The organism is Pseudomonas sp. S04 (genome assembly GCF_009834545.1).
In the GTDB taxonomy this organism is placed as follows: Bacteria; Pseudomonadota; Gammaproteobacteria; order Pseudomonadales; family Pseudomonadaceae; genus Aquipseudomonas.
The window spans coordinates 2722325-2748451 of the sequence record NZ_CP019427.1; the positions used below are offsets into that span (position 1 = coordinate 2722325).

The following is a 26127-nucleotide window of genomic DNA, read 5'->3' on the forward strand; positions in this document are numbered from 1 at the left end:
GAGTGGCGCACCTGGCAATCTTGCGCAGGCAGGAAAAATTGTAGTAGTTAATTCACTCCGAGTAAATCATGTCTTTTTATTTATGTAACGCAGCTCCGCTGTTTGATGCAATTTGGTGCGCCGACCGCTCAGTAATGGTTTTTACAGGGCGTTTTGCTCAACCGCCAAGTGTTTGTTCAGTTCGATAATGAATTCGCCAGCGGGCATCGGTCGGCCATACAGGTAGCCCTGCAGGAAGTTCACCCCATGACCTGCAAGATATTCACTCTGTTCTAGTGTTTCGACCCCTTCGGCGACTATCCCCAAGTCGAGTTTGCCGGAGAGTTCGATGATGCTGTCCAGAATATGCCGCGACAGCGCGTCCACGCCGATCATTGCGACAAAACTCTGGTCGATTTTCAGGAAGTCCACATTGAACTGGCGCAAGTAACCCAGGCTGGAGTGGCCGGTACCAAAATCATCGATGGCGATCATCACGCCCAGTCCATGCAACTGTTCGAACAGTTGGTGGGTGATGGCCGTGGGTTCGATCAGCTCGCGTTCGGTGAGCTCCAGGACCAGCGCGACCTTGCCGGGCGGGAAAGCCGCCAGGAACTCGCGGCAGTCAGCCACCAGGTCAAGGTCCTGGCAATGGCTGGCGGTGATGTTGATGCCGATATGAAAGCGTTCGCCGAAATGACGGGCCTGCGGGCCGAGCACTGCGGCGGTCTGCTGCATCAACGAGCGCGTCATCGGCACGATCAGCCCCGAGTGCTCGGCAAAGGGAATGAACAGGTCCGGGCGTACCAGGCCATCCTTGGGGTGGTTCCAGCGCATCAGCACCTCGGTGCCGGCCCAACCCTTGCTGTCACCATGCACCACCGGTTGAAAGTACGGCACAAACTCCCTGGCCTCCATGGCCCGCTGCAACTCCAGGCTGGGTGATGTCGAGCGTTTTTGCAGCCAGTGGGCGAGGGTGCCGGCGATGGCGCCAAAAAATATCAGCAGGCTGAACAGTGGTGGGTACTCGCTGACCATGTAGCGCCAGGTTTCCCCCTCGGGGAATCCGGCCTCCACTTTAAAGGCATAGCGTGACGATTCCAGGTAATTGCGTGCCACCGGCAGTTCGGGCAGGGCGCCCTCATGGACCTGGCCGTCGGCCGACAACCAATTGTCACCGACCTGCAGCAACAACAGGGTCTGGCGCCCGATCAGGCGCAGCACGTTGCTCAGGTGGTAGCCATCGAGCGTGGTCAGTGCGCCTTGTCGGCCCTCGCTCTGGCGGAACACCAACAGGGCGGTGTTGGGCGTTACCGGATTGCCGTTCATCAACCACAACTTGCCGTGGGTGTACTCGCCCGGGTCGACCTTCTCCTCGAACTCGCCAAACAACGAGCTGCAGTACAGATTGTTGTCCCACACCAGGTTGGTGGAGCGCACGAAGGGCCGGCGGGTCACTTGCTCACGCAGGGCCAGCTTGACGTCCGCACAGGGCTGCCCGGCCAGCGGCAGCAGGAGCTGGGCCGCGTGGGCGGTGTTGTCGAGCATCAGGTCAAACTGGCGAACGGCTTCCTCGGCGGTCTGGTGCGTGCTCTGGCTCAGTCGGCTTTCGGCTTGCATGTACAAAATGGCGCCGCCCAGCACCACGGGCACCAGGGCCACCAGCACGGTGATGGCGTTACGGTAGGCGCTTTTACGCCGGCGCTTTAAGGTCAATGGCATTGGGCAAACCTGGGACTGCGGGGATGGGCTCTCAAATGCAGGTGCGGCAACGCCTTGCCTTCCATGAAGAGATTGCATAGCGGGGATGATAGATGGCACTGGGCGATTGTGTTGTTCAACTCAAGGACAATCCCGTTGCCAGTTTGATGAACGCCAGGGTGGCGGGCGAGCATTGGCGTTGATCCAGCACCGCCAGACCCACCTGGCGCTTGACCATCGGAGACAGCGGCCGCTTCACGTAATGCGCCTGCGGGGTGTCGGGTAGCGAGCGTTCGGCAACCAGGGTCAGTGCTTCACCCCGACTCACGGTTGCCAGGGTGCTGAGCAATTGCGAACAGCGATAACGGATGTCGGGGCTCAGCCGTGCCGCGCTGAACAGGCGTGTCACCAGTTCTGCAGAACCGGCCTCGGTGAGGATGAACGGATCGTCGCACAGCTCGCGCAGCGTCAGGCTGTCACGGCGGGCCAGGGCATGTCCGACGGGGATAAGCGCGACCATCTGGTCCTCGACCAAGGGGAAGGTGTCGAAACGCTCTTCGGGCAGCACCACGAAACCGACATCGATCCGCCGCTCATCCAGCCACTGCAACACCTGCCGGTCGGGGCCTTCATCGATGTGCACCTCGATACCGGGATAGGCCGCCCGGTACTGCGGCAGGATTTTCGGCAGCAGGCCGATCGACGCCGTCGGGCCAAAAGAACCGATGCGCAGCGTGCCACTTTTCATTCCGCGGGCGTCGGCGGCCTCCTGGCGCAGGGTGCTGGCGAGGCCGAGCATGGCGCGGGCACGCACCAGTAACTGCTGGCCGATGTCGCTGAGTTCGACCTGGGACTGCTGGCGCCTGAGCAGCTCGACACCCAGTTCCTGCTCCAGGGCCTTGATGGCATGGGACACCGCCGACTGGCTGATGCCCAGGCGGTGGGCTGCGCTGGTGAAGCCTTGCAGCTCGGCGACCAGGGAAAAGATCTCGAGTTGGCTCAGGGTCATGAGTAAAGACTCATTTTACGATGATCGATCATGACGGGAAGAATAAGCCATCAACCCTGTCATGTCCCAGGAGCCTGCATGAAAAGTCTTGTCCAGAGTGGTTGGCGTGGTGCGGATGTCCCGGTGTACCTGAAGCTCGCCAGCGTCACCATGCTCTGGGGCGGAACTTTTGTCGCCGGACGCTACCTGGCGGGTTCGCTGAGCCCATTGTTTGCCGCGAGTTTGCGCTTTGCGCTGGCGAGCCTGGCGCTGCTGCTGTTCATGGGGTTGGCCCGCATCCCCCTGGCTCGGCCGAGCGGCCGGCAATGGCTGCAATTGGGACTGTTGGGGTTCTTCGGCATCTACGTCTACAACCTGTGTTTCTTTTACGGTCTGCAGTATATCCACGCGTCCCGCGCATCGCTGATTGTCGCCTTGAACCCGGCAGTGATCGGGCTGGCGTCCTGGTTGCTGTTCAAGGAGCGCCTTAGTGCCAGCAAGGTCGTCGGCATCCTCCTGTGTCTCGGCGGTGCGGGGCTGGTGATCGTCAGTGGCGATCAGTCGGTGTTCACCGGCGGGGCTTGGCTTGGCGACCTGCTGCTGCTCGGCTGCGTGCTGGGCTGGGGTGTCTATTCGTTGTTCTCCAGGGGGCTGAACCAAGCGCTGGGCCCGCTGCACACCGTGACTTACTCGGTGGTCCTGGGCACCTTGATGTTATGGCTGACCTGCGCGGTGCGCGGCGAAGTCCAGTGGCAGGTCCTTGCGCAGTTGCCCCCGGGGCAAGTGATCAGCCTGCTGTACTTGGGTGTGCTGGGTTCGGCGCTGGCCTATATCTGGTATTACGACGGCATTCGCCGGATTGGCGCCACCCGCAGTGGCGCGTTTATCGCGTTGAACCCACTGACCGCGGTGATCCTCGGCGCGCTGCTGCTCGGCGAACCGATGACGGGTGCGATGTACCTGGGCGGGGCGGTCATCCTGCTGGGTATCTACCTGTGCAACAAAGCCTTTGCAGCGACGGCAAAAAGGCGGATTTTATAGAGAAGGCGGACAAATTGTTTTACGCTGTGTAGAATCGGTTTACGCATATAAGAATAAGTCTTCTGACAGCAGAAGCCTCGCCCACAAAAGCCTTGGGTCGACAATGAAGATATTTGGGTTCCAATTGATCTACGGTGATTTTCTCGCCCGCAGTGTGCGAGGCATCTCCTGCGCGCCACCCGCGCGTCTCAGCAGTGCTCACGACTAACGATCAGTTAATTATTAAAAGCATGATGAGGCGTCAACCATGGCAGATTTATACGAAAACCCAATGGGCCTGATGGGCTTCGAGTTCATCGAATTCGCATCGCCAACCCCGAACACCCTTGAGCCGATCTTCGAGATCATGGGCTTCACCAAGGTCGCTACCCACCGCTCCAAGAACGTGCACCTGTATCGCCAGGGCGCGATCAACCTGATCCTCAACAACGAACCCAACAGCGTCGCCTCGTACTTCGCCGCCGAACACGGTCCGTCCGTGTGTGGCATGGCGTTCCGCGTCAAGGATTCGCAACTGGCCTACAACCGGGCCCTGGAACTCGGCGCCCAGCCGATCCACATCGAGACCGGCCCGATGGAGCTGAACCTGCCGGCCATCAAGGGCATCGGCGGCGCGCCGCTGTACCTGATCGACCGTTTTGGTGAAGGCAGCTCGATCTACGACATCGACTTCGTGTTCATCGAAGGTGTCGACCGCAACCCGGTCGGTGCCGGCCTGAAGATCATCGACCACCTGACTCACAACGTGTACCGCGGCCGCATGGCCTACTGGGCGAACTTCTACGAGAAGCTGTTCAACTTCCGCGAGATCCGCTACTTCGACATCAAGGGCGAATACACCGGTCTGACCTCCAAGGCCATGACCGCTCCCGATGGCATGATCCGCATCCCGCTGAACGAAGAGTCCTCCAAGGGTGCCGGGCAGATCGAAGAGTTCCTGATGCAGTTCAACGGCGAAGGCATCCAGCACGTTGCTTTCCTGGCCGATGACCTGATCAAGACTTGGGATCACCTGAAAAGCATCGGCATGCGCTTCATGACTGCGCCGCCAGATACCTACTACGAAATGCTCGAAGGCCGTCTGCCGAACCACGGCGAACCGGTCGGCGAGTTGCAGGCCCGCGGGATCCTGCTGGACGGTTCGTCCGAGGCCGGCGACAAGCGCCTGCTGTTGCAGATCTTCTCGGAAACCCTGATGGGCCCGGTGTTCTTCGAATTCATCCAGCGTAAAGGCGACGATGGTTTTGGTGAAGGCAACTTCAAGGCGCTGTTCGAGTCGATCGAACGTGACCAGGTGCGCCGTGGTGTTCTCTCCACGGACTAAGCCCTTACACCGATAAAACTGTGGGAGCGAGCAAGCTCGCTCCCACATTTGTTTCAGGTGTGCTTAAGGCCTGCGTTGGCGCACCAGGTGCTTGAAGCCCTCGAACACCAGGACCAGCACCGCCAGCCAGATCGGGATGTAGGTCAGCCATTCCCCCGCCTTGATGCTTTCTCCCAGCAGCAGTGCCACCCCCAGCAACAGCACCGGCTCGACATAGCTGAGCAGCCCGAACAGGCTGAACGGCAGCAGGCGGCTGGCGATGATGTAGACCACCAGGGCCGAGGCACTGATGATCCCGAGCACGGGAATCAGCAGCGTTAGCCAAGGGTACTGGTCGAACACGCCGAAGCCTTGTGCGCCGTTGTGCACGAACCAGTACGCCACTGGCAGCAGCAGCGCCATGTCCAGCCACAGGCCGCCGAGGTTGTCAGCCGCCAGGCGTCGGCGCAACACGAAGTAAGTCGGGTAACCGATGGCCACCAGCATGGTCGCCCAGGAAAAGCTGCCCACCTGGTACAACTCATTGAGCACGCCCAGGGTCGCCAGGCTCGCGGCAATTTTCTGCAGGTACGACAGGCGCTCGCCGTAGACGATGCGGCCGGTCAGCACCATGGTCAGTGGCAGCAGGAAATACCCCAGGGACACATCCAGGCTATGGCCGTTCAACGGTGCCCACATGAATAGCCACAGTTGGACGCCCAGCAGGGCAGAGGACACCAGCAAGCCACCGAGCAGCAGCGGTTTGGCTGCCAGCCGCCGCAGGATCTCCACGACCCGCTGCCACTCACCGGATACCAGCATGAACACCGTCATGCACGGCACCGTCAGCAGCATGCGCCAGCCGAAAATTTCCACACCGTCGAGCGGCGATAGCAGTGAGGTGTAGAAATACATGACGGCAAACAGCACCGAGGCCGACACCGATAGAGCAATTCCTTTAGACAAGCTGTCCTCGCGACACTGAACATAAACAGAGGGGAAGGATACGTGGTTTGAGCGACGAATATCGTTGCAATGGCCTCAGCTACTCAGTGCCTTGCGCCCCGAGACAAAATGGCTCACATCATTGAACCCCGGTGTCGAGGCATGCCCTGGGGTCACCAGTGAATCGATGAAGGCTTCGTCCTCGGCGCTGATCTTCACGTCCTGGGCCTTGGTGTAGGCGTCCCACTGTTCTTCGGTGCGTGGGCCGACGATGGCCGAGGTCACCGCGGCGTTGTTCAGGACCCAGGCAATGGCGAACTCGACCATGCCGACGCCACGTTGCTCGGTGTAGGCCTGGATCTGCTGGGCGATGCGCAGCGACTCGACCCGCCATTCGGTCTCCAGGATACGTTTGTCCTGGCGGCCGGCGCGGCTGTTGGCGTCGGGGCGAATGTCGGGGGCGTACTTGCCGCTGAGCACGCCACGAGCCAGCGGGCTGTAGGGCACGACCCCAAGGCCGTAGGCGTTGGCGGCGGTGATCTGTTCGGTTTCGGCCTGGCGGTTGACGATGTTGTACAGCGGCTGGCTGATCACCGGCCGGTCGACGCCCAGTTGCTCGGCCACGCGAATCACCTCGGCGATGCGCCAGCCACGATAATTGGACAGACCCCAATAGCGGATCTTGCCCTGGCGAATCAGGTCGCCAATGGCCGACACCGTGACGTGCAGCGGGGTGTTGTGGTCTTCGCGGTGCAGGTAATAGATGTCCAGGTAGTCGGTGTCCAGGCGGGTCAGGCTGGCATCGATCCCGTTGAAAATGTGCTTGCGGCTCAGGCCGCTGCGATTCGGCAGGCCGTCCACCGGGCCAAAGCCGACCTTGGACGCCACCACCCACTCATGCCGGTTGCCGGCAATCGCCTCACCGACGATTTCCTCGGAGCGACCATTGGTGTAGACGTCGGCGGTGTCGATGAAATTGATGCCTTGATCCCAGGCTTTGTCGATGATTCGCAGCGAGTCTTCGGTGCTGGTCTGCTCGCCAAACATCATGGTGCCCAGGGTCAGCGTAGACACTTGCAGTCCGGAATGGCCCAGTGTGCGGTAGCTCATGACGAATTCCTTTTACCGGTGGGAAAGGCTCAATCAAATACCAGAAGGGCGATGTGGGCAACCGCAATTATCCAATGGTGGGTGCGGGCAACCCGCTCCCACCGTGGACGGGGTCAGACGCGCAGGGTGCGGGTCATGCGTAACGCCAGCAGGCTACCGCCGACAATCACCGCGGCCAGCACATACAGCGCGGCATCGGTGGAGCCACTGGTGTCCTTGACCCAGCCCACCAGGTACGGGCTGAGGAAGCCGGCCATCTGCCCCATGGAGTTGATCAGCGCCAGACCACCGGCGGCGGCACCGGCGCTGAGCATGGCGGTTGGCACGGGCCAGAACATTGGCAGGCCGGTGAGGGCGCCCATGGTGGCGATGGTCAGGCCGAGAATCGCGATGGCCGGGTGAGCGGCAAAGTTGACCGCGATCAGCAAGCCCAGCGCGCCCATCAGCATCGGCACCACCAAGTGCCAGCGGCGCTCCTTGTGCAGGTCCGCCGAGCGTCCGACCAGCAGCATGAACACCGCCGCCAGCAGGTAGGGAATCGCACTGAGCCAACCGATCACCAGGTTGTCGCTGAAACCGAGGTTCTTGATGATCGACGGCAGCCAGAAGTTGATCGCGTAAACGCCGCTCTGGATGCAGAAGTAGATCAGGCCGAACGCCCAGATCGCCGGATTCTTGAACACGGCCAGCAGCGAGTCGGTGGCCGTCTTCGGCTTGTTGGCGCGGTCGATTGCCTGGTCCGCCTCAAGCACCGCACGCTCGTGCGGCTTGAGCCATTTGGCGCTGGCGAAGTCGTCACTGAGCAGAAAGTACGCCAGTGCACCGAGGATTACCGTCGGAATGCCCTGCAGCAGGAACATCCACTGCCAGCCGGCGAGGCCACCTTGGCCCGCGGCGAAGTGGTTGAGGATCCAGCCGGAGAACGGGCTGCCGAGCAGACCCGAGACCGGGATCGCCGACATGAACAGCGCCATGATGCGGCCACGACGGAAGGTCGGGAACCACTGCGAGAGGTACAGCACCACGCCCGGGAAGAACCCGGCTTCGGCGGCGCCGGTGAACAGGCGCAGGGTATAAAACTCGGTGGGCGTGGTGACGAACAGCAGGCAGGTGGACAACGTGCCCCAGGTGATCATCATCAGCGCAATCCAGCGCCGTGGGCCGAAGCGGGTCAGCGCCAGGTTGCTCGGTACGCCGCACAGCACGTAACCGATGAAAAAAATCCCGGCCCCAAGGCCGTACACGGTTTCGCTGAATTTCAGCGCATCGAGCATCTGCAACTTGGCGAAGCCAACGTTGACCCGGTCCAGGTAGTTGAACAGGTAGCAAATGAAGATGAAGGGGATCAGGCGCAGGGTAATGCGCTTGTAGACGGCGTTTTTATCGTCATCGGTGGCCAGGGTGGCAGCGGCGCTCTGTGACATGGCGGGTCTCTCTTTATTATGATTTTTTGCGGTGCGAGGGTAACGTGACCGCATGCAGAGTCTCGGTCACCCATTGGCGGATGTCTTTGTGCCTGAGCACAGCGATTACGCCAAGCGCCTGTGCGGGTGAACAACCAAAGCCCTAGCTTTTCCAGGAATACCCCTCATGTTCGAACTTGATCACGACCTGGCCCAGGATATCGTCGACCGGGCGATGGCCATTCTGCCCTACAACGTCAACGTCATGGACAGCCAGGGGCTGATCCTGGGCAGTGGCGAGCCGGAGCGGGTCAACACCCGGCATGAAGGCGCGCAGTTGGTGCTGGCCAATGGTCGGGTAGTGGAAATCGACGCCCAGACGGCAGTGCACCTCAAGGGCGTGCAGCCGGGGATCAACCTGCCGTTGCTCCTCGATCAGCGCCTGATCGGCGTACTCGGCATCACCGGTGAACCCGAGCAACTGCGCACCTACGCCGAGTTGGTGCGCATGACCGCCGAAATGCTGGTGGCCCAGCGCAACCAGCAGGCCGAGCAGCAATGGCGCCGCCAGCGCTGCGATGATCTGTTGGCGCTATTGCTCAGTGAGGCGGGGGACTCGCCGCGGTTGATCGACGAAGCCCAGCAAATGGGCCTCAAGCCGCAATTGGCACGTACCCCCTATTTGTTTGAATTGGGCCTGGAACACGGCAACGGCCAGACCGTCGAAGCCTTGAGTGCCTGGCTGAGTTCGCGCTACCCCGATAGCTGGTGCGTCAGTTCGGCCAAGTCCTCGTTGCTGTGGTGCCGCCCGACCACTCATACGGTGGAGAACGAGCGCTTGTTGGAAAAACTCGATGGCCTGGGCTGGAACATCCTGCGCATTGCGGTCGGTGGCCAGGCCGACGGTCTGCAGGGCTTGCGCCGCTGCTATCGGCGGGTTGGCGACTTGCTGGCCTACGGTCGCGATGTATTGCCGCACAGTCGTTTGTTGACCCTCAACCGCTACCGCCTGCCGGTGATGCTCTGGCGCCATCGCAACGATGATGCGCTGGATGAGCTACTCAGCCCCTTGCGCAAGGTCATCGCCAAGGATAGCAACGGGCAGTTGCTGGCGACCTTGCGCAGTTGGTGCGAGCACGATGGCCAAAGCCAGGCCTGTGCCGATGCCCTGGGGATCCACCGCAACAGCCTGCGCTATCGCATGGAGCGGGTGGCCGAACTCAGCGGAGTCGATCCGCTGCGGCTGGATGGCATGTTGGCGCTGTACCTCGGTGTGCAGCTGTTGCCCCAACCCTGCGCAGACGTGTAGGAGCAGGGCTTGAGTTGGGTTTTGTAGAAATGAACAATAAACCCCCTCCACCCTTGTGCAGCGGACTGGCGTCATCGTCTGGGGCAACTGGCAGCATGCTCTGCATAACAACCGGAGAAATCACATGAAGATCGTCATCGCCCCCGACTCGTTCAAGGACAGCCTGAGTGCTATTGGGGTGGCGGATGCCATTGCCCAGGGGCTGGCCGAGGTCTGGCCGGATGCACAGTTGGTCAAATGTCCGATGGCCGACGGCGGTGAAGGCACGGTCGAGGCGATTCTCGCGGCCTGCGCTGGCGAGTTGCGCAGTACCCGGGTGCAAGGGCCATTGGGCGAACCGGTCGAGGCCCGTTGGGGCTGGTTGCCCGACAGCCACACTGCAATCATCGAGATGGCCGAAGCCAGCGGTCTGCAATTGGTTCCGCTGGAGCAGCGTGATGCGTGCATCAGCAGCACCTTTGGCACCGGCGAGTTGATTCGTGCGGCGCTGGATGCGGGTGCCCGACGTATCATCCTGGCCATTGGCGGCAGTGCCACCAATGACGGTGGAGCGGGCGCGATGCAGGCGTTGGGCGTGCGCTTGAACGATGCCCAGGGGCAAGCGATCCGTCACGGTGGCCTGGCGCTCGAAGACCTGGCCCGTATTGAACTCAAGGGCATCGACTCGCGCCTGGCCGAGGTCCGTTTCGAGATCGCCGCCGACGTCGACAATCCACTCTGCGGCCCCCATGGCGCCTCAGCGATTTTCGGCCCACAGAAAGGTGCTTCGCCTGAGCAGGTGCACCAACTCGATCTTGCCCTGGGGCACTTTGCCGATCGTTGCGCGCGCGTGCTAGGCAAGGACCTGCGTGACGAACCCGGCAGCGGTGCGGCGGGGGGCCTGGGGTTTGCAGCCAAGGCGTTTTTGAACGCGCAATTTCGTCCTGGCGTGGAAGTCGTGGCTGAACTGGTCGGGTTGGCGGACGCCGTGCGGGGAGCCGATCTGGTGATCACCGGCGAAGGTTGCTTTGATGCGCAGACGCTAAGGGGCAAGACCCCTTTCGGGGTGGCGCGTATCGCCCGCCAAAACCGTGTACCGGTGATCGTGATCGCCGGCACCCTGGGCGAGGGTTACGAGCAGATGTATGAACAGGGGGTCGATGCCGCCTTTGCGTTACCTTCCGGGCCAACAAGCCTGGCTCGGGCGTGTGCCAATGCCGCGCAACTATTGCGTGAGCGGGCACGGGATATTGCCCGGGTCTGGCGGTTGGCGTTGCGCCAGGCATGACCCTCCACACAGCGGGTACCTGTCAACTCTGACAGCTATCGGCAGATAAAAAACTAGTGCCTAATTTGCTCCGGGTCGCTCAGGTCCGGCAGAACGATAAGGCGTAGTGTGCAGTGCTTTCGAAGTTCGAACTGCCAGACAGGTTTCATCGCCTTGGCTCAGGTCACGGTTGACTATGAACAGTACTGGAGAAAGCACATGGCACGTTCAGACAAGCAGCTAAATGCCGAGCAGGTGCGCTGGGCCAATCGCGAACGGTTGGCCCAGCGTGATGCCCCAACCGCGGGGCCGCTCGACCCCCTTACCGTGAACGGCTTGATGCCGGGAGATACTGAGGGACTGCGACCGGCGGTGAGCAATGACCAGCCGCTGGTGGTGAATATTCCGGCTTGGGATAATCTTGTGCCGATCCCCAACGAGGCTGACACGGTTCGTATTGAAATGGCCAGGGTTGGCAGCGGCGTCTGGGAAGTGCTCAAGGAGCAACCGTTTCCCTACCCGCAAAACCGTCCGGATTTCCCCAAGGCGGTCACGCTCGATGTGTTCGATAAGGAGATTGAAGGTAAATTCAATCTCCGATGGAGGTTGAAAATCTGGAGTGCTCCGGGGTTCGTCGAAGAGTCAACCACCGCACCACTGAGAATTGACCGCACGCCTCCGTATGATCTGCTCAACCCACCGGAGTTCATACTCGCTACCAATGAAATCAACGATGTCTACCTGGCTGCCAACGGCAACCAAGTAATCGTCGAGTTACCCGCCTATGCGGATTATGAGCCGGGCGACACGATTTCCTACGGCTGGCAAAAAGTCGAACCGATCAACCCGGATGACATCGTGCCGATTACTCCGGTTCCGGTCACTATTCCTGCGAATCGCCTGTTCGAAATTCCCTTGCCGTGGATTCAGGACGCTGGCGATGGCCCGGTCTTCTGTGCCTACCGCTTGTTCGACAAGGCCGGCAACCCGGGCCGGTTGTCCCGGATGCGCCTGCGTAACGTTGCGCTCGGAGCGCTACCCATTGCTCCTCTGGATCCTCCCAGCGTACCGCTGGCAGACGACGACGGTTTGATCGATCAACTCGACGCCGCCACTCGAGAGGTCACCGTGGTGATTCCTGCAGTGACCAACGGTAAGAGCTCCGACAAAATTCATCTCATCTGGGGGACTCAGGAACTCGAGCCCCATCCTCTCGTGCCGCGTGCGCAAACGTTGGTCAAGGTTCCGCTGGCGGTGTTGCTGGCTCAATACACCCAGACTACAGGCGAGCAAACCACCCCGGTCAGGTATGAGGTTCGCCGGGGGTTGAGGCCGTTCGACGCACCAGGCATTACCGTCCAGGTGGATTTTTCCAGGATCGGCCCCGTTAACCCAGATTGGCCGGACATTACCAACCCCAACCTGCACGAAGTTGAGGTGTGGGGTGACCAATCGGGCCTTAAGGACGAACTGAATCTGTCGGATGCGACATATGACGCCGAGGCCAGGTTTGCGTTGTACGACTCGCCGACCGCCGGTGATGAAATCCACTTGATGTGGGACAACTTGCCTGTGTTACCCGTACACGTCATCACAACTGAGGTTGCGGGTCAGGCGATGGTCCTCCCAATCCCGTGGAGTGTGATTGATCAACGCAGTAACAGTACGGCTCCTGGGTTGCCAGTGTTTTACTGGCTGCGTCGTGCTGGCTATATCAACGCCGAGCATTCCAAGCCCAAGCCGGTCAAGGTGGAAGTCCATACCATTGTCCCGGATGTCGTGGAATTTCCCGGGAACGCCGGTGGTTTCATGTTCTGTCACTTGTTGGACTGGGATCCGGTGGAGGGCCTCGGGATCAAGGTGCACATTCCGGCCAACGCCCGCTACTTGAAGTTAGGGGTGGTAGTCACCGTCAAGTGGCAGGGGCATAAAGGCTACGATCCTTCGGGTCCGCTCCCTGCCGACCCCATTGCGGGCACTGATTTGCAACATACCTTCCCACCCCTGACTGCGGCGCAAGTGGTTAACGGTCTTGACTGGATCGTGCGGCCGTATGCGACAAAAATCCTGCCCTTGTACGGCGGCGAGTCGGACCAGATTGGTCGGGGCATCGTCAGCTATACGGTTAGCGGCGTGACGCCACCTTCGCCGGACGCCACGCTGAATGTCGCGTTGGGCACGGGTACAGGCACCTGCCCGATACCCCCAAGACCGTAATGGGGTAGATGAGTCGTTATGTCGATGCAAGAGGGGCGTGCAGCCCCTTTTTTGCACCTGAACGGCTGGATGTCTGGTTCTGTGGATGATTCCGTTCCATTGCAGGATTAGTCCTACATTCGGTGGGGCTGTATCTCGATATTGTTCGCCGCCTTTGTAAGTACAAGCCGAGTTCGTCGTGAGAAGCAATGAACTCGTTCTACTGGCGACTCTAATTTCGTGGTGATCCTTTCATGTTTTCGATAACTCCTTTTGCTGTGCGCCAACTGGCTGGCGCGATCAAACTATTGTCCATTGCACCGTTGTTATGGGTCAGTCCGCACGCGCTTGCGCGGGATATGAACAATGAAAATGCAACGATTGGTGCAGGTAACTCTCCGGACAATTATCTACTTCGCAACCAGTCCAGCCTGACCGCAATCGATGCACGTACCTTCGATATCCAGGTTCGCAGTGGCTCGACCTTGAGCCTTGATCGCAGTCAGGTCACGGCAAGTGGTTTCAACGATGGTGTCGGAGTCCATGGCAGTACGGCGAGCATTACCTCCAGCACGATCGTTGCCGGTGTCGATGCTACGGGAGTGTCCGCCGGCGACAATGGCGCGGTCAGCTCAACGGTGAGCGTGGTTGATAGCACGATTTCGGGCGGGCGCAATGGTGGCCTGGTCAACGGGCGTAGTCAGTTGAATCTGACCCGATCTTCCCTCAACGGTACTAACGCGGACAGATTTGGCCTATTGATGTCCAGTGGCAATGTCACGGCCAACGACAGTTCAATCAGTGGCGGCAAGAACGGGGTGCTGATGGTGTTCGACCCGCAAGTCTCGGCCCCCGGCACACTGATACTGGACAACCAGTCGAGCGTCACCGGACAAAACGGTTCGGCAATCCTCGTCGATGGTTTCGATATCAGTACGCCCACCGCCAATATCGAAGTGCGCAACAACTCCACCCTGGCTGCCAGTAACGACACCTTGCTTGAAGTCAAGGGTGGGGGGCTGGCCAACCTGCTCGTGAGTAACAGCCAGCTGGAGGGCAATGTGGTCGTCGAGGCTGGCAGCGCCGCCACGGTGCAGCTGGAAAATTTTGCGACATTCACCGGGCACCTGGAGAATGTCGAGCGCCTGACGATCAATAGCGATGCCACCTGGGCCATGGTGGGTGATGGTGATATCGCGACGCTGTCGATGAATGGGGGGGCAATCAAGTTCGGTGATGTGAATGAGTTCTACACCTTGTCGGTCGGCAACCTGTCCGGCAACGGTACGTTCATCATGGGTGCCGATTTCGCCACCGGCAGTGTCGACTTCCTCGACGTGACGGGCTCTGCCAGTGGAAATCACAGCATCGCCGTCAGCAGTAGCGGTGCAGATCCTTCCGACACCAGCAATCTGCACATGGTGCGCATCGGCAGCGGCGACGCCGATTTTACGTTGCAGGGCGGTCCGGTCGACCTGGGCGCGTTCTCTTACGATCTGGTTCAGCGAGACAGTAATAACTGGTATCTGGACACCACGACACGCGTCGTCAGCCCTGGTACGCAATCGGTCATGGCACTGTTCAATGCAGCGCCAACCGTCTGGTACGGCGAACTCAGCACGTTGCGTAGCCGCATGGGCGAATTGCGGATGGACGCAGGCAAGGCGGGTGGGTGGATGCGCGGCTACGGCAACAAATTTGAGGTCGATGCCAGTGCAGGCGTCGGTTATCAACAAATTCAGCAGGGTATTTCGTTCGGTGCCGACGCACCGCTGCCGATCGGCGACGGGCAATGGCTGGTTGGCCTGCTCGGCGGTTACAGCAAGTCCGATCTGGACCTGGGCCGCGGCACCAGCGGTAAGGTCGACAGTTATTATGTCGGTGCCTACACCACCTGGCTGGATGACGAGAGCGGTTACTACGTTGACGGCGTCCTCAAGTACAACCGCTTCCAGAACTCGTCCGATGTTCAGTTGAGCGATGGCAAAAAAACCAAAGGTGATTACGACAACAGCGGCATTGGTGCCTCTGTGGAGTTCGGCCGGCACATCACCCTGGACGACGGCTATTTTATTGAGCCGTATACCCAGCTGTCGGGCGTGATGGTTCAAGGCAAGGATTACGATCTGGACAACGGTTTGGCTGCCGAGGGCGATAGCACTCGCTCCTTGCTGGGCAAGGTAGGTGCCACCGCCGGACGTAACTTCAATCTGGGTGAAGGCAAGGCAGTGCAGCCGTATGTACGTGCGGCTTATGCACATGAGTTTGCCAAGAACAACGAAGTCAAGGTCAACAGCAACGTGTTCAACAACGACCTTTCCGGTTCCCGCGGTGAACTGGGTGTCGGGGTGGCGATGACGGTGACTGACAAGGTGTCGATCCATGCCGACTTCGATTACAGCCAGGGTGACAAGATCGATCAGCCGTGGGGGGCTAACGTCGGCGTGCGCTACAGCTGGTAATCGCCTGGCATCAGCCTGTGCCCCTCTGGTTTGATCGTGTGTCCGAGCGCAGTCAAGCCTTAGGGGAGGGTGACAGGTTCGTTTGCATTTTTATCCTGCCTACCTGTCAACTCTGACAGTATCAGACGGCGTCAAACTGTCGTCTAATCCCGGTTTATATAGTTCATGTGAAGTAGGCCCTGCCGGGTAGGCATTGTGTCCCTTCGCGTCTATGTAAGGGAGAGCGACAATGTCCGGATCCAGATCTGATGCAGAGGAAAAACTTGGCGCCCCCAGCGTGCCGGATGTGCTTCCAGACATAGAGGGCGGGGAAAAGAATCTTGTTCCCGTTGATCCTGGGCGTCAGCACTTGAAGGTCATTTTCCCCCTCTGGAAGAACTCCTTGCCCTCGATTGCGTTTCCGGAAAGCGTACGGATGTTTCTGGACGGTGCTGAAGTTGCATACAAAGTGTGGACCGCAGGGCCTATCGAAAGCAGTGATTTGTTCGTCGAGATTCCTCTCGACAAAGTGCTGAATGTTCACGGTGTGCGGGTTTTGCATTACGAGGCGCTGAACTGGTCCGGTGATCCAGATAATCCAGATCCATCGGACACCGAGATTATTACCGTCGACATTCGTGCGCCGCTGTTGGCCAGCCCAGACAGCAGGTTGAGCATACCGAGTGCTGTTCTCCCGCCCAGTCAACTCACGGCCTATTACCTTGATCGCAACGAGGATCGACTCCAGGTCACTGTCCCGGTTTTCACAACGCCAGCGCCAGGGGATCGTATTGTCTGGTATTGGGGGCGCAGTCCCGGGGATCTGGACGAGGGTGGTTTTCTCGAGCTGGACGAGCAAAACTACACCGACCTGCTAGTGCTCAGTATTCCTGGCGAATTGATTCGCGGGCGTGGGGATGGCTTGCGCTCTGTGAGTTACCGGGTATTGGATCGTGCGGGTAATCCAAGTGCATATTCCGACTATGTCGAACTGGATGTCGCCGCAACACCGATTCCGCGTTTATTGCCCTGGCCTTCAACTGACAAGGCAACGGGGGCGGGTGAGCAACAGGTACTGGACCCCTTGCAGGCAAGTTCCGGAGTCGTTGTCGAGATTCCGCAAACTGCGGTTATCTACCCACCAGAGCGGGCTTGGGTGCAATGGGGGGAGCCCGGCCAGGTAGGTGCGCATCGGGTTGACCAGCCTATCAGTCCAGGGCAACGGCGCTATCAGATTCCCATGCGGCCGGTGGCTGCCCATATAGGTAGAACCCTGTGGGTGCGATACTACGTCATTGATGAGGATGGTAATGAAATACCCTCTGTACCGCGCAAACTGCAGGTTCAAACCCTACCCGTGAACCGATTGCCGACGGTTCAATGCAATGGGCTCAGCGGTGGTAACTTGAGTTACCGGACCGTTGCACCTGAAGGCGCAATTCTCAAGATGACGACATGGCCCTTAATGACAATCGACCATTGGCTCATGATTACGATGACGGGTATGGACGCCAATGGACGGGACTCTGTTTTTCCCGTGATCCCCAAGCGTGCGGTCACGGCACAGGAAGTCATCGGCGGGATCGGCCAGGGTAATCAGGTCCGAGTACCGAAAACATTTCTCAATACATTACGGCGTAACCAATACCTGACAGGTAAGGTTTACGTGAGTTTTGATGGCGGGCGGACTTGGCCTTCTCTATTAGCTCCCAACTTCCCGGAGTTAAAGCTGACACTGATTGATTGAGACGCTCGCCAGCCCTGGCTAAAGGGCTGGGTCTGGCTATCTGTACGTGAGCGTGAAATTCAGGGCACCCTTGGCAATGCCGGGGTGAACGTCGATGCTCGGATCGGTCTGGTAGAAGCGCGCGGTGAAGTCCAGAACAGTCCCGCTCGCGCTGATGGGCCTGAGTGGAACTTCTGTATTGAGTTCCACCGGCGTTGAACCATCGCTTTTCAGGATCTGTATCCCGATACCCTTGGCGGTGGAATCAGGCGTCAGGCCGAAGACGCCAGGAGCCGACACCACGAAGGGGAGCGCACTGGCGTCCTCGAAGCGGATGTTGGCCGTAGCGATATTGACATTCGAGCCATCCGCTTCGCAGTCGCTGAGGGTGATGCTGAAAGGAATTGCGGCGGTGGCGTAGCCGGTATGGGTAAAGTCCTTCTGGTCCCAGTCTCCGAGTTGTACCGGATCGGCGCTGACGGTGTTGCTGCCACAATGGGCTTGTATCACGGTACCGCTAAGTCCGGCACCGAAGGCCTTGCCGGGGATTCCCGAGAATCTGCCGCTGAACAACTCAGTTCCGTCGAATGTCTGTGGCCCGGGAGCGATCGGCCCGGTTTTTATCAGGGTGATGTGGCTTTCCAGGACGGCAAAGTTCATCTGTGCCGATCCCATGCCCTGCTGGTGATGTGCACTGAAGGGAACCGTGGTGTCTCCATGGTCGGGGGTGAATGCGTTGGAAGCCGAACCATCGAACGGGAAACCCAGCGACGTCAGCACACCCACCCCCGGGATATTGGTCTGCCTGACGGTGAACCCCGGTATGCCATTGAGTACCCCATTCAGGGGGGGCGCGGTACTTTGGGCATCAAACGTCAGCCTTGCATTGCCATCGTTGTCACAGATTATGGCGAGCCCCTCATTATTGTTGGTTCTTTTGAACTGTCGTTCCCTGCCAATGACGCTTCCAACAGGCGCGTCCCGCGGAACGTAGACGCTGCCCATATCCTGGGTAAATGTCATGGGCCCGCTGCCGGTCCGCCATTCGCATGTATTGGTGGCGCTTGCCATGACCCACGGCGCCTGACAGCTGGCGACCAGCCCCAGGGCGGTGGTCAGGCAGCGGATGGATGGTTTCATGTGGTCTCTCCGAAATGGGCCGGATGGGTGTAGACGGCTACGGCTTTTCTTGAGTGCTCAGGCGTGGTCGCAGTCACCGACATGTCAGCTCCTGCAAGCGGTAGCCTTGCGCTTGATCCATGGCCTGGGGGTCGATGAGCAACTGACATTGCGGCTCGGCCTGTTCTCCCCAGTGCACATCGAGTATTTGTGGCTCTATGCCAGTTGACAGCATGACCTGGCCGGCTTGACCGACAACGCCGATTACGCCGTGTTCGGTATTGCTCAGCTGTGCACCGAAGGGGAGCGGTTGGCCCGTTGCGGTTCGGGCGGTGATAACCAGACGGGTGACGGAGCGGGCAGGGAATGTCGCCTTGACCACAGCGCCGCGTCGAGGCACGAGCTGGGTCGTGGCGTTGTCGATTTCCACCTCGGGACCCAGGTCGTCGGTTTTCAGCACCACATGATTGACCCGGTACGGTCGCAGGTAAGGCGCCAACGCATAGCCGCGCTCATTAGTCTTTACGCCAGTGGCATTCTGTATGCCGACGCCGGCAATGTTCGGAACTTCCACCAGGGCCGTGGTTTCCCCCAGATAAGGCCCCAACTCAATGCCGCCGGCATGCAGCAGTAGTGCTCCGTTGGCGTTGAGTGACAGGTTGCGGTAGTCGTTGCCTTGGGTAAGTCCTGCGCCGACGGTGCCGAAGGCCGCCTGATAACCGAGAGAAAGCGCCCCCGTTCGCTGCTTGTGGTTATCGTTGCTGACAGACGCCTGATAATTCAGCCGAGTTTCATCGACGTTGCCGCTCATGCTCGCGCGTTGACTGAAATGCTCGCCGCTCTTCTGGATATCGAAGGTCGCGTTGGCCGAGTGCCCGAAATCCAGGGGCATGGTCATGCTCAGGCCAAGTTGTCGATCATTACCACGCGTGTCGTTCAACGATTGCGACGCAAACAGGTTGTATCCCACGCCTTTGTAGTGAGTACTGACGTTGAACTGGAATTGACGCTGCACTTCGCTGTTTTGCCAGTAGTCCTGATGAGACATTGTCAAGCTCAACGAACTGCGCGCGCCGATATTCTGGTAGACCGAAGCCTCCAATCGGCTGCGTCGACTGCCGTGCCAGCTCGAGTCGTGGCTGCGTTGGCGGACGGCTTCATCGAAGTCGCGATAGCCTTCGGTGGAGTAGCGATAGCCGGCGAAGCGCAGATTGGTGTTAGTGGCAAACGACTTGCCGTACTTCAGTGCGTAGCTCATGCCTTGCAGGCTCTGGGTGTCCCGACTATCGATGTCGGCGCTGGAGTGGGTCAGGTCCAGGGACAACGCACCGAAGGGGCCTAGATCCTTGGACGCTCCCATGTTGCCGGCGCGGTAGAAGTCACTGGCGATCAGGCCACCGTACAAGGTTGAGTTCCACGCGGTGCCGGCAGCCAGGGTGCCCTGCCAGAGCAGGGGATCCTCAAGCCCATGTGCGCCGTTGTAGCGACCCAAGGCGGCGCTGTAACGCCATACCCCCTCACGCAACAGATTACTGAGGGTGGCGAAGGATTGGCTAAATCGCCGGACCTGGCCGTCAGCCTCGGTCAGGACGATGTCCAGTTCACCGCTGCCACCGTTGGTGCTCAGGTCGTCGATCTCGTATGGGCCAGCACTGACATAAGTGGAGTAGATCGGGTAACCGTTCTGGAAAATTTCGAGTTTCGCTCGGGTTTGCGCGACGCCACGGACAATCGGTGCATAGGCCTGCAGAACATCGGGCAGCATGCCAAGGTCGGTGGCAATGAGCGCGCCCCTGATCGGCAGGCTTCTGAATACATCGCCGCTGGTGAATGTTTCACCCAGCGTCAGATTGGCCTGAGTACCCGGCAGGTCGCGCTGGGCATAGGTATAAGCACTGGTCCATTGACGATCGCCCTCTGCGTCCTGGCGCAGTGACTGGTTACTGCGCAAGCGCCAGGCGCCCAGGTTGATCCCGCTGTTGAGGTACAGGTCATCGCTGTTCTGGCGTCCGCGATAGCGGTTGCTGCCCTGCTGCGTGGACGCCTGGTAGCTGACAAAGGCGGCATTGATGCCGTGGTCCCAGCGCTCGGGGTCGACTTGACCGAGCACATCGCGACGCATGGCGATTTGTGGAATGGAAAGGTTCAGCAGCAGCTTGCTGCTATCGAATTCGAGGGTGGCCCCCGGGATCAGCGCCAACAGATCGACACAGCTGGACTGCGTGAGTGCAGGCTCCGCCAGGCTGTCGAGTCGCACGCCCATCTGACTCAACAGGTCGGCGGACAGGCAAGGCAGCAGTCGATCATCTTCGGGGCTGAGCACGAACTCGATTTCACGCTGGCCGAAATACACCTGATTGACCTGTATATCGACCTGATAGCGTCCGGGTCCCACATCGTTACCTTGGGTCAGCGCACTGAGGGCCAACACCCCCGCGTCGCTGGCATGGTCTGCGCTCTGGCGCATGAAACTGGATTGAAATTCCACGGTGGGCGCCGCCATAACGAGCCGGGTTTCAACCAGGGCGGCACCGCTTACGCCGGTCACGAACAAATGGGCAAGGCGGAGTCGAAAAGGCGCCCATGGGCGCCCGGGCAATAGAGTCATGGGTATATTCCTGGCCGTGAACACAGTCGGCACTGTTTCAAGGGGCCGTCTGAATCGGCAGGGTCAACGCCAGGGTGTAGCCGCCGTAGTCGTTGATGGCCGAGAACTCCACCTGCAATCCTGCTTGCGGCTTGATGCCGTCCAGTGCATAGGTCTGACTGGACAAGGGAGCGAGCATTTCGGCGTTATGCAGGGCAAGCTGCTGGCCATTGCCCTTCACTTCGATGCGGGCGAAGGACACATGGAAAGGTGTTGGGTTGTTCACCCGCAATTGCGGTTTACCGTTGGCCAGTTCGATCGACCACTGCAGTTCCTTCAGGCTTGTGACGGGGTTGTCCTTGAGTTGGGCAGGCCGATAAAACAGTTTGATGCGAGTGCGCAACGCGATGTTCAGGACATTGCCTTCGTTGGCATTGGCCTGGGGGATTTCCTGAACATTGAAGTAAAACAACGACTCTCGATCCGTGGGCAGCGTATTGGGCAGTCCATTGATCTGGATGTGCTGCTCTTTGCCTGGATTGAGACGGAACAAGGGGGGGGAAGGGATGAATGGCACCGCAGTGGTCGTATCATCGGCGGCCGTGTTGACCCAGGTTTGTACCGCGAAAGTCCGGTCGCTGGGGTTGGCGACGATCAGTGAAACACTGCGCTTGTCGCTGTCGAATACCACGCGGGTACCATTGAGCGTCAAGGCTGCCTGGCTGGCTGGCAGGTAGGATGTAAGCATGAGCGCAGTCATGCAGGCAGCAAGGGTCGGGCGGGAAGTGGCCGCCTGCTTGATCAAGCCGAACATAGGTCTTTACCTTTTGCCCAGGAGAAACTGCAGACCTGGACTGTCGTGAGCAGCCCCTTGTTCACGACCGTGAGCAAGGGGCCGGGAGCGGGTATCAGTTGATGGCGACAATGAACTGGACATCGGCCGAAGCCGCGCCAGCAGTGACAGCGGCGGCGGTCGACCGGTAGTAGGCGTTGAACTCCAGGTCGGTCGTTGTGCCGACGTTCAGGTCATAGTCGGCCGAGGCGGCCCCTGGTGCGATCGAGGCACCGAGTTTGTCCCTTAGGGAAATGACCACGTTTTTCGCGCCGTCCAGTCCCGGCGTTACCGCAAAATAGGAGCCGGTTGGGTCGGCGGTACCGTTAAAGGTGGTATTGGCCACGCTGCCAGCTGTGATGTTGCAGCCTGGATCGCCGCTGACGCGAAGCGCAAAACGTTTACCGCCATGCTCCTGGCCCGCGGCGGTAAAGCGACTGGAATCGACACTGCCCATTTTCACCAGGTCGCCGACCTGGCCATCTTCCGGGTTGACGATTTGAATCGGGCAGGTACTGCTGGTGATCTTGCCCTCGAACTTGATGGTACCGGTGTTGGCGAATACCGAAGTGCCGATCAAACCGGCAGTCAGGCCTAACGAAAGTGCGAGTAGAGACTTTTTCAATGTGTAAATCCTTTTAGGTCAAATGGCGCCCGGCGTTGAAGGGTCGAGACAATGCCGTGGCATCGCTGTTTGAGAAGTGAGGTGTGAGGAACACCGGGTGTCTCGATGGGGGGCGATTCTAGAAAGCGCGGAGGAGGGTGAATATGAGAGAACTCTCAGTCTGGGGCTGCTTGTGTAAGTGATTGCGAATGGTGTTGACCCATGGCTGAAGTCGATTGAGGGCTGACAAAGAAGTTTGTACCCGTTCTAGGGACGCTCCGAATAAGTCCTCAAATGTGCTGATATACGACCGCACTGCCTGACCCGAGCAATGCATGAGCCAGATGAGCTTCCGACTTTGTCCCTGCGCCAGGGCACCATCGCCGATGCCACGATCATTCATGCTCCCAGCTCAACCAAGAACGAGGAAGGCAAGCGTGATCCTGAGATGCATCAGACCCAAAAAGGTACGGGAAACGCAAAACGGCGTGTATCTGTTGGGCAATGGTTATCGCGCGTACAGCCCGGGTTTGATGCGGTTTCATTGCCCGGATAGTTGGAGTCCGTTTGGGGCGGGGGGGGCTTAATGCCTATGTGTTTTGTGGGGGGAATCCAATGGGCAATGTGGATCTGGATGGACATAGTTGGTATTCAGCTCTGTGACGGCGTATTTCAGCGCCTTTTCGGAGAAGCCCAACTAGTGGTGTCGCACAAAAAATACTATGGATAAAAGCACCCAAATAGGAGGGTCTGCTGGTCCGGCACAGAGTTCGGGAGAAAAGAATGTATCCAAGTGGGTGAATGATTTAACGGAGAAAGGGTATCGGGCCAATATTGAGGTTTGGATCAAAGGACAAAAAAGAATCCGAAGTCGCAAAAAATCCAGCAAGCAGCAGATAAACGAAAAAAATTGGTGCAAGAGAGAAAAAAGATTGAGGGGGGGATGTCACTTTGGGGGTCAAGAAAAAACACACCGAGGCTGTATATGATGCAAATAAAACAGCTTTTAAGCCCTCTGGCGATGCAGTACCGAACCAAAGAAAAATAGATGTTGATCCTAGAAGTCTTTTGGACCCGGATCTTCATAATAAAATGGTTGTTTTACGACGCGATGTCTTGTTCTAACGCAATTGCGCTGCCTTGGGTCCGAAGTGGAGTGGGCAGGGAGTAGCCCACTAGCCCTTCAGCCCACTCACCCGCGCAAACTCCACCAACCCACCGTCATGCACAAGTCCCAACTTGTCCATGGCGGTGCGTTTTTGTCGGCTGATGGTTTTTTCGCTGCGGTTCAGATGTGCGGCGATCTGCCGGCCGGACAGGCCTTGAACAAACAAGCGCACCACTTCCAGCTCCCGTTCGGACAGGCTCACCAGCGGTGCTTCGGTACTGTCGGTTGGCAAGGCCTGGGCCTCGAGGATCCTGGCGAACGTCGGGCAGAGATGGCGACGCCCCCTGGCCACGCTCTGTACCGCGTGCCTGAGTTCACTCAACGGGCTACGTTTATCGAACAGTGCGCAGGCGCCCTGGTTGAGCAACGCCTGCAATAGGGACGGATTGCGCAGCATGGTCATGACGACCAAGCGCACATGTCCGAAGTGGCGTCTCACATAACCCATCAACGCCAGGCCATCGGGAAAGTCCCCATAGGGCATTGCGTAGTCGCTGATCAGGATGTCACAGGGTGTGCGTTGCAGGCGGTCAATCAGCTCATCGGCGCTGTTGGCCTGGGCGACAACCGCGAACCCCTGGCTGGAGGGGTGGCACAGGGCCATTTCAGCGCCCATCAGCACCACGGGATGGTCGTCGGCGAGAATGATGCGTGGTGTGTTCAGTGTGCGCTGTACAGGTGTTTCAGGTGTCTCACCGCAGCGGTTTGGGGCAGTTTGGGACAACGATTGCGCAGGGTTCATGCGGTGTCTCGACAGGGGCCAACGGCGCGCCGTACACCGCAGTCAGCCAGGTTCAAGACAGTTGAATCAAACCTTGCTCCAGTGCCTTGAACACTGCGGTCCAGCGTGAACTGACGCCGAATTTCCGGCGGATATTGCCAAAGTGATAATTCACCCCGGATTCGCTGCAATTGACGATCTGGCCGATTTCCCAGGACGACTTGCCTCTGGCACTCCATAGCAGCACTTCTTTTTCTCGGTTGGTCAGCGTGATACCCAACGGCTGTCCGGTTGCTTGCCGCTCAAGCCCGGGCTGGAGGTTGCGAGCGCGAATGGCGATTGGGGCTGAATGGTTCATGACAGGCACTCCCATTTATCAATCAATGAGGTGGGCGAAGGATCCTTCCTGAATCTGGGCGTGGTTCCTGCGTCCTGCTGACAGACGCCGCTCAGGGCGCTGTAGGTTCGGCTCAGTTATAACGCGGATCCAACGCCTTGAAACCTGTAAGAACTAACAGGTGCTGCACCTTAATGCAGGGGAGTGAGAAATTTCTGTCTGTTGTTTCTCAAAATTGTGTAGGTGGATTCTCTGGTTTGGTCCGATTCTAGGCCCTCGCGAGCCCTTGTACGGGGCAGACCCTTGCGGATCTGCCGTTCATCACATTTTCAACGCTTGGAGCGATCGGTCGAAGCGCGCCCGATCTCAGACCCTTTCCAGCCTCTGGCGCCATACCACCTCGTTCACCAGATTTGCTGGCCGCTCACCCGCCAGCGCCGCCAGCAAGTTGTCCACCGCGCATCGCGCCATCGCTTCACGCGTTTCATGGGTGGCCGAGCCGATATGTGGGGTCGCCACCACATTGTCCAAATGCAGCAACGGTGAATCGTGCTGCAGCGGTTCACGCTCGAATACATCCAGACCGGCGGCGCGAATCTGCCGCTGCTGCAGGGCTGCGATCATGGCGTTTTCGTCGACCACCTTGCCCCGGGAAATATTGATGAAAATACTCTCGGGGCGCATCAGGGCAAACTCTTCGGCACCGATCAGGCCTTGGGTCTGGGCGGTCAGGGGCAGGGTCAGGCAGATGAAGTCGGCTTGCTGCAACAGCTGCGACAGGCTGCGGTATTGGGCATTGAAGCGTTTCTCCACCGCCGGTTTCGGGTTGTTACTGTGATAGATGATCGGCATGCCAAAGCCGAAATGCCCGCGTTGCGCCAGTGCCTCGCCGATTCGCCCCATGCCGATGATGCCGAGGGTCTTGCCGTGCACGTCGCTGCCAAAATGCAGCGGCCCGATGTTGTGGTTCCATTGTCCGGCGCGGACCAGATTGGCGAGCTCCACCACCCGCCGCGCCGTGGCCAGGATCAGCGCGAAACCGGTATCGGCGGTGGTTTCGGTCAACACGTCCGGGGTGTTGCTGAGCAGGATATTGCGGCCGCTCAGGTAGTCGATGTCGTAGTTGTCGACTCCCACCGAGACACTGGAGACGGCTTCCAGTCGGGGTGCCAGGTCCAGCAGTTCGGCGTCCAGGCGCAGGCTGGCGCCCAACAGGCCGTGGGCACTCGGCAGGGCTGCGCGCAGGCGCTGCAGGCCGTCGCTGTCGAGCGTGTCGATCAGGGTCACCTGTGCCCGTTCCTGCAAGCGGATCATCAGCGCGGGCGACAGTTTTTTGTAGAGCACGATGTGCTTGTTCATGGGTATACCTTC

At 59.3% G+C, this 26127-nt stretch carries 19 protein-coding genes and 2 pseudogenes; 9 read left to right on the forward strand and 12 right to left on the reverse strand.

Annotation, left to right across the window (positions count from 1 at the left end):
* Nucleotides 1–141: 141 nt before the first annotated feature.
* Nucleotides 142–1701, reverse strand: a complete 1560-nt coding sequence (locus tag PspS04_RS12285; protein WP_159995524.1) for an EAL domain-containing protein — start codon at nucleotides 1699–1701, stop codon at nucleotides 142–144.
* A 115-nt stretch (nucleotides 1702–1816) separates the two neighbouring features.
* Nucleotides 1817–2689: a LysR family transcriptional regulator gene (locus PspS04_RS12290; RefSeq protein WP_159995526.1), complete on the reverse strand. Its 873-nt coding sequence runs from the start codon at nucleotides 2687–2689 to the stop codon at nucleotides 1817–1819.
* A gap of 78 nt (nucleotides 2690–2767) precedes the next feature.
* Here PspS04_RS12290 and PspS04_RS12295 point away from each other — a divergent pair, with 78 nt between their 5' ends.
* Both PspS04_RS12295 and hppD read left to right on the forward strand, forming a co-directional pair.
* Nucleotides 2768–3709, forward strand: a complete 942-nt coding sequence (locus PspS04_RS12295) for a DMT family transporter (protein WP_159995528.1) — start codon at nucleotides 2768–2770, stop codon at nucleotides 3707–3709.
* A 247-nt stretch (nucleotides 3710–3956) separates the two neighbouring features.
* Entirely contained in the window at nucleotides 3957–5033 is a 1077-nt protein-coding gene (gene hppD / locus PspS04_RS12300; protein ID WP_159995530.1) for a 4-hydroxyphenylpyruvate dioxygenase, read from the forward strand.
* Between the two features lie 63 nt (nucleotides 5034–5096).
* Here the strand turns inward: hppD and rarD are convergent, their stop codons facing one another.
* From rarD to PspS04_RS12315, 3 genes are all read right to left on the reverse strand, one after another.
* Nucleotides 5097–5978, reverse strand: coding sequence for an EamA family transporter RarD (gene rarD / locus PspS04_RS12305; RefSeq protein ID WP_159995532.1), 882 nt, complete (start codon nucleotides 5976–5978; stop codon nucleotides 5097–5099).
* 75 nt (nucleotides 5979–6053) lie between these two features.
* A complete protein-coding gene (locus tag PspS04_RS12310) occupies nucleotides 6054–7067 on the reverse strand; it encodes an aldo/keto reductase (protein WP_159995534.1) in 1014 nt (337 codons plus the stop codon).
* Between the two features lie 113 nt (nucleotides 7068–7180).
* On the reverse strand, nucleotides 7181–8491 hold the full coding sequence (locus PspS04_RS12315; RefSeq protein WP_095168434.1) for an MFS transporter: 1311 nt from the start codon (nucleotides 8489–8491) through the stop codon (nucleotides 7181–7183).
* Between the two features lie 166 nt (nucleotides 8492–8657).
* Here PspS04_RS12315 and PspS04_RS12320 point away from each other — a divergent pair, with 166 nt between their 5' ends.
* The 5 genes from PspS04_RS12320 (at nucleotide 8658) to PspS04_RS12340 (ending at nucleotide 17409) form a co-directional block, all read left to right on the forward strand.
* A complete protein-coding gene (locus tag PspS04_RS12320; RefSeq protein WP_159995536.1) occupies nucleotides 8658–9779 on the forward strand; it encodes a sugar diacid recognition domain-containing protein in 1122 nt (373 codons plus the stop codon).
* A gap of 124 nt (nucleotides 9780–9903) precedes the next feature.
* Nucleotides 9904–11046, forward strand: coding sequence for a glycerate kinase (locus PspS04_RS12325; RefSeq protein WP_159995538.1), 1143 nt, complete (start codon nucleotides 9904–9906; stop codon nucleotides 11044–11046).
* 198 nt (nucleotides 11047–11244) lie between these two features.
* Nucleotides 11245–13242: a hypothetical protein gene (locus tag PspS04_RS12330; protein WP_159995540.1), complete on the forward strand. Its 1998-nt coding sequence runs from the start codon at nucleotides 11245–11247 to the stop codon at nucleotides 13240–13242.
* Between the two features lie 233 nt (nucleotides 13243–13475).
* Nucleotides 13476–15683, forward strand: a complete 2208-nt coding sequence (locus PspS04_RS12335; RefSeq protein ID WP_159995542.1) for an autotransporter outer membrane beta-barrel domain-containing protein — start codon at nucleotides 13476–13478, stop codon at nucleotides 15681–15683.
* Nucleotides 15684–15912: 229 nt separating this feature from the next.
* On the forward strand, nucleotides 15913–17409 hold the full coding sequence (locus PspS04_RS12340; RefSeq protein WP_159995544.1) for a hypothetical protein: 1497 nt from the start codon (nucleotides 15913–15915) through the stop codon (nucleotides 17407–17409).
* Between the two features lie 36 nt (nucleotides 17410–17445).
* On the opposite strand, the gene PspS04_RS12345 is transcribed toward PspS04_RS12340, so the two are convergent.
* From PspS04_RS12345 to PspS04_RS12360, 4 genes are all read right to left on the reverse strand, one after another.
* Nucleotides 17446–18528 carry a fimbrial protein gene (locus PspS04_RS12345; RefSeq protein ID WP_159995546.1) on the reverse strand — a complete coding sequence of 361 codons (1083 nt, stop codon included), beginning with the start codon at nucleotides 18526–18528 and terminating at the stop codon, nucleotides 17446–17448.
* A 73-nt stretch (nucleotides 18529–18601) separates the two neighbouring features.
* The gene (locus tag PspS04_RS12350) at nucleotides 18602–21115 is read right to left on the reverse strand and encodes a fimbria/pilus outer membrane usher protein (protein WP_159995548.1); all 2514 of its coding nucleotides are present in this window, start codon (nucleotides 21113–21115) and stop codon (nucleotides 18602–18604) included.
* 37 nt (nucleotides 21116–21152) lie between these two features.
* Entirely contained in the window at nucleotides 21153–21908 is a 756-nt protein-coding gene (locus PspS04_RS12355; RefSeq protein WP_159995550.1) for a fimbrial biogenesis chaperone, read from the reverse strand.
* 94 nt (nucleotides 21909–22002) lie between these two features.
* Nucleotides 22003–22551 (reverse strand): fimbrial protein, encoded by a 549-nt coding sequence (locus PspS04_RS12360; RefSeq protein ID WP_159995552.1) that lies wholly within the window; start codon nucleotides 22549–22551, stop codon nucleotides 22003–22005.
* A 337-nt stretch (nucleotides 22552–22888) separates the two neighbouring features.
* Between PspS04_RS12360 and PspS04_RS12365 the strand changes: the two are divergent.
* Both PspS04_RS12365 and PspS04_RS28100 read left to right on the forward strand, forming a co-directional pair.
* A pseudogene (locus PspS04_RS12365) lies at nucleotides 22889–22999 on the forward strand (IS5/IS1182 family transposase); the annotation flags it as partial.
* Nucleotides 22995–23172, forward strand: a pseudogene (locus PspS04_RS28100) (RHS repeat-associated core domain-containing protein); the annotation flags it as partial. The pseudogenes PspS04_RS12365 and PspS04_RS28100, both read left to right, overlap by 5 nt.
* Nucleotides 23173–23705: 533 nt before the next feature.
* Here PspS04_RS28100 and PspS04_RS12370 read toward each other — a convergent pair.
* The 3 genes from PspS04_RS12370 to PspS04_RS12380 all read right to left on the reverse strand — a co-directional run bounded on the left by PspS04_RS12370 (nucleotide 23706) and on the right by PspS04_RS12380 (nucleotide 26115).
* The gene (locus PspS04_RS12370) at nucleotides 23706–24440 is read right to left on the reverse strand and encodes a response regulator transcription factor (RefSeq protein WP_159995554.1); all 735 of its coding nucleotides are present in this window, start codon (nucleotides 24438–24440) and stop codon (nucleotides 23706–23708) included.
* Between the two features lie 52 nt (nucleotides 24441–24492).
* The gene (locus tag PspS04_RS12375; protein ID WP_095168415.1) at nucleotides 24493–24777 is read right to left on the reverse strand and encodes a response regulator transcription factor; all 285 of its coding nucleotides are present in this window, start codon (nucleotides 24775–24777) and stop codon (nucleotides 24493–24495) included.
* A 345-nt stretch (nucleotides 24778–25122) separates the two neighbouring features.
* On the reverse strand, nucleotides 25123–26115 hold the full coding sequence (locus PspS04_RS12380; protein WP_159995556.1) for a 2-hydroxyacid dehydrogenase: 993 nt from the start codon (nucleotides 26113–26115) through the stop codon (nucleotides 25123–25125).
* Nucleotides 26116–26127: the final 12 nt, after the last annotated feature.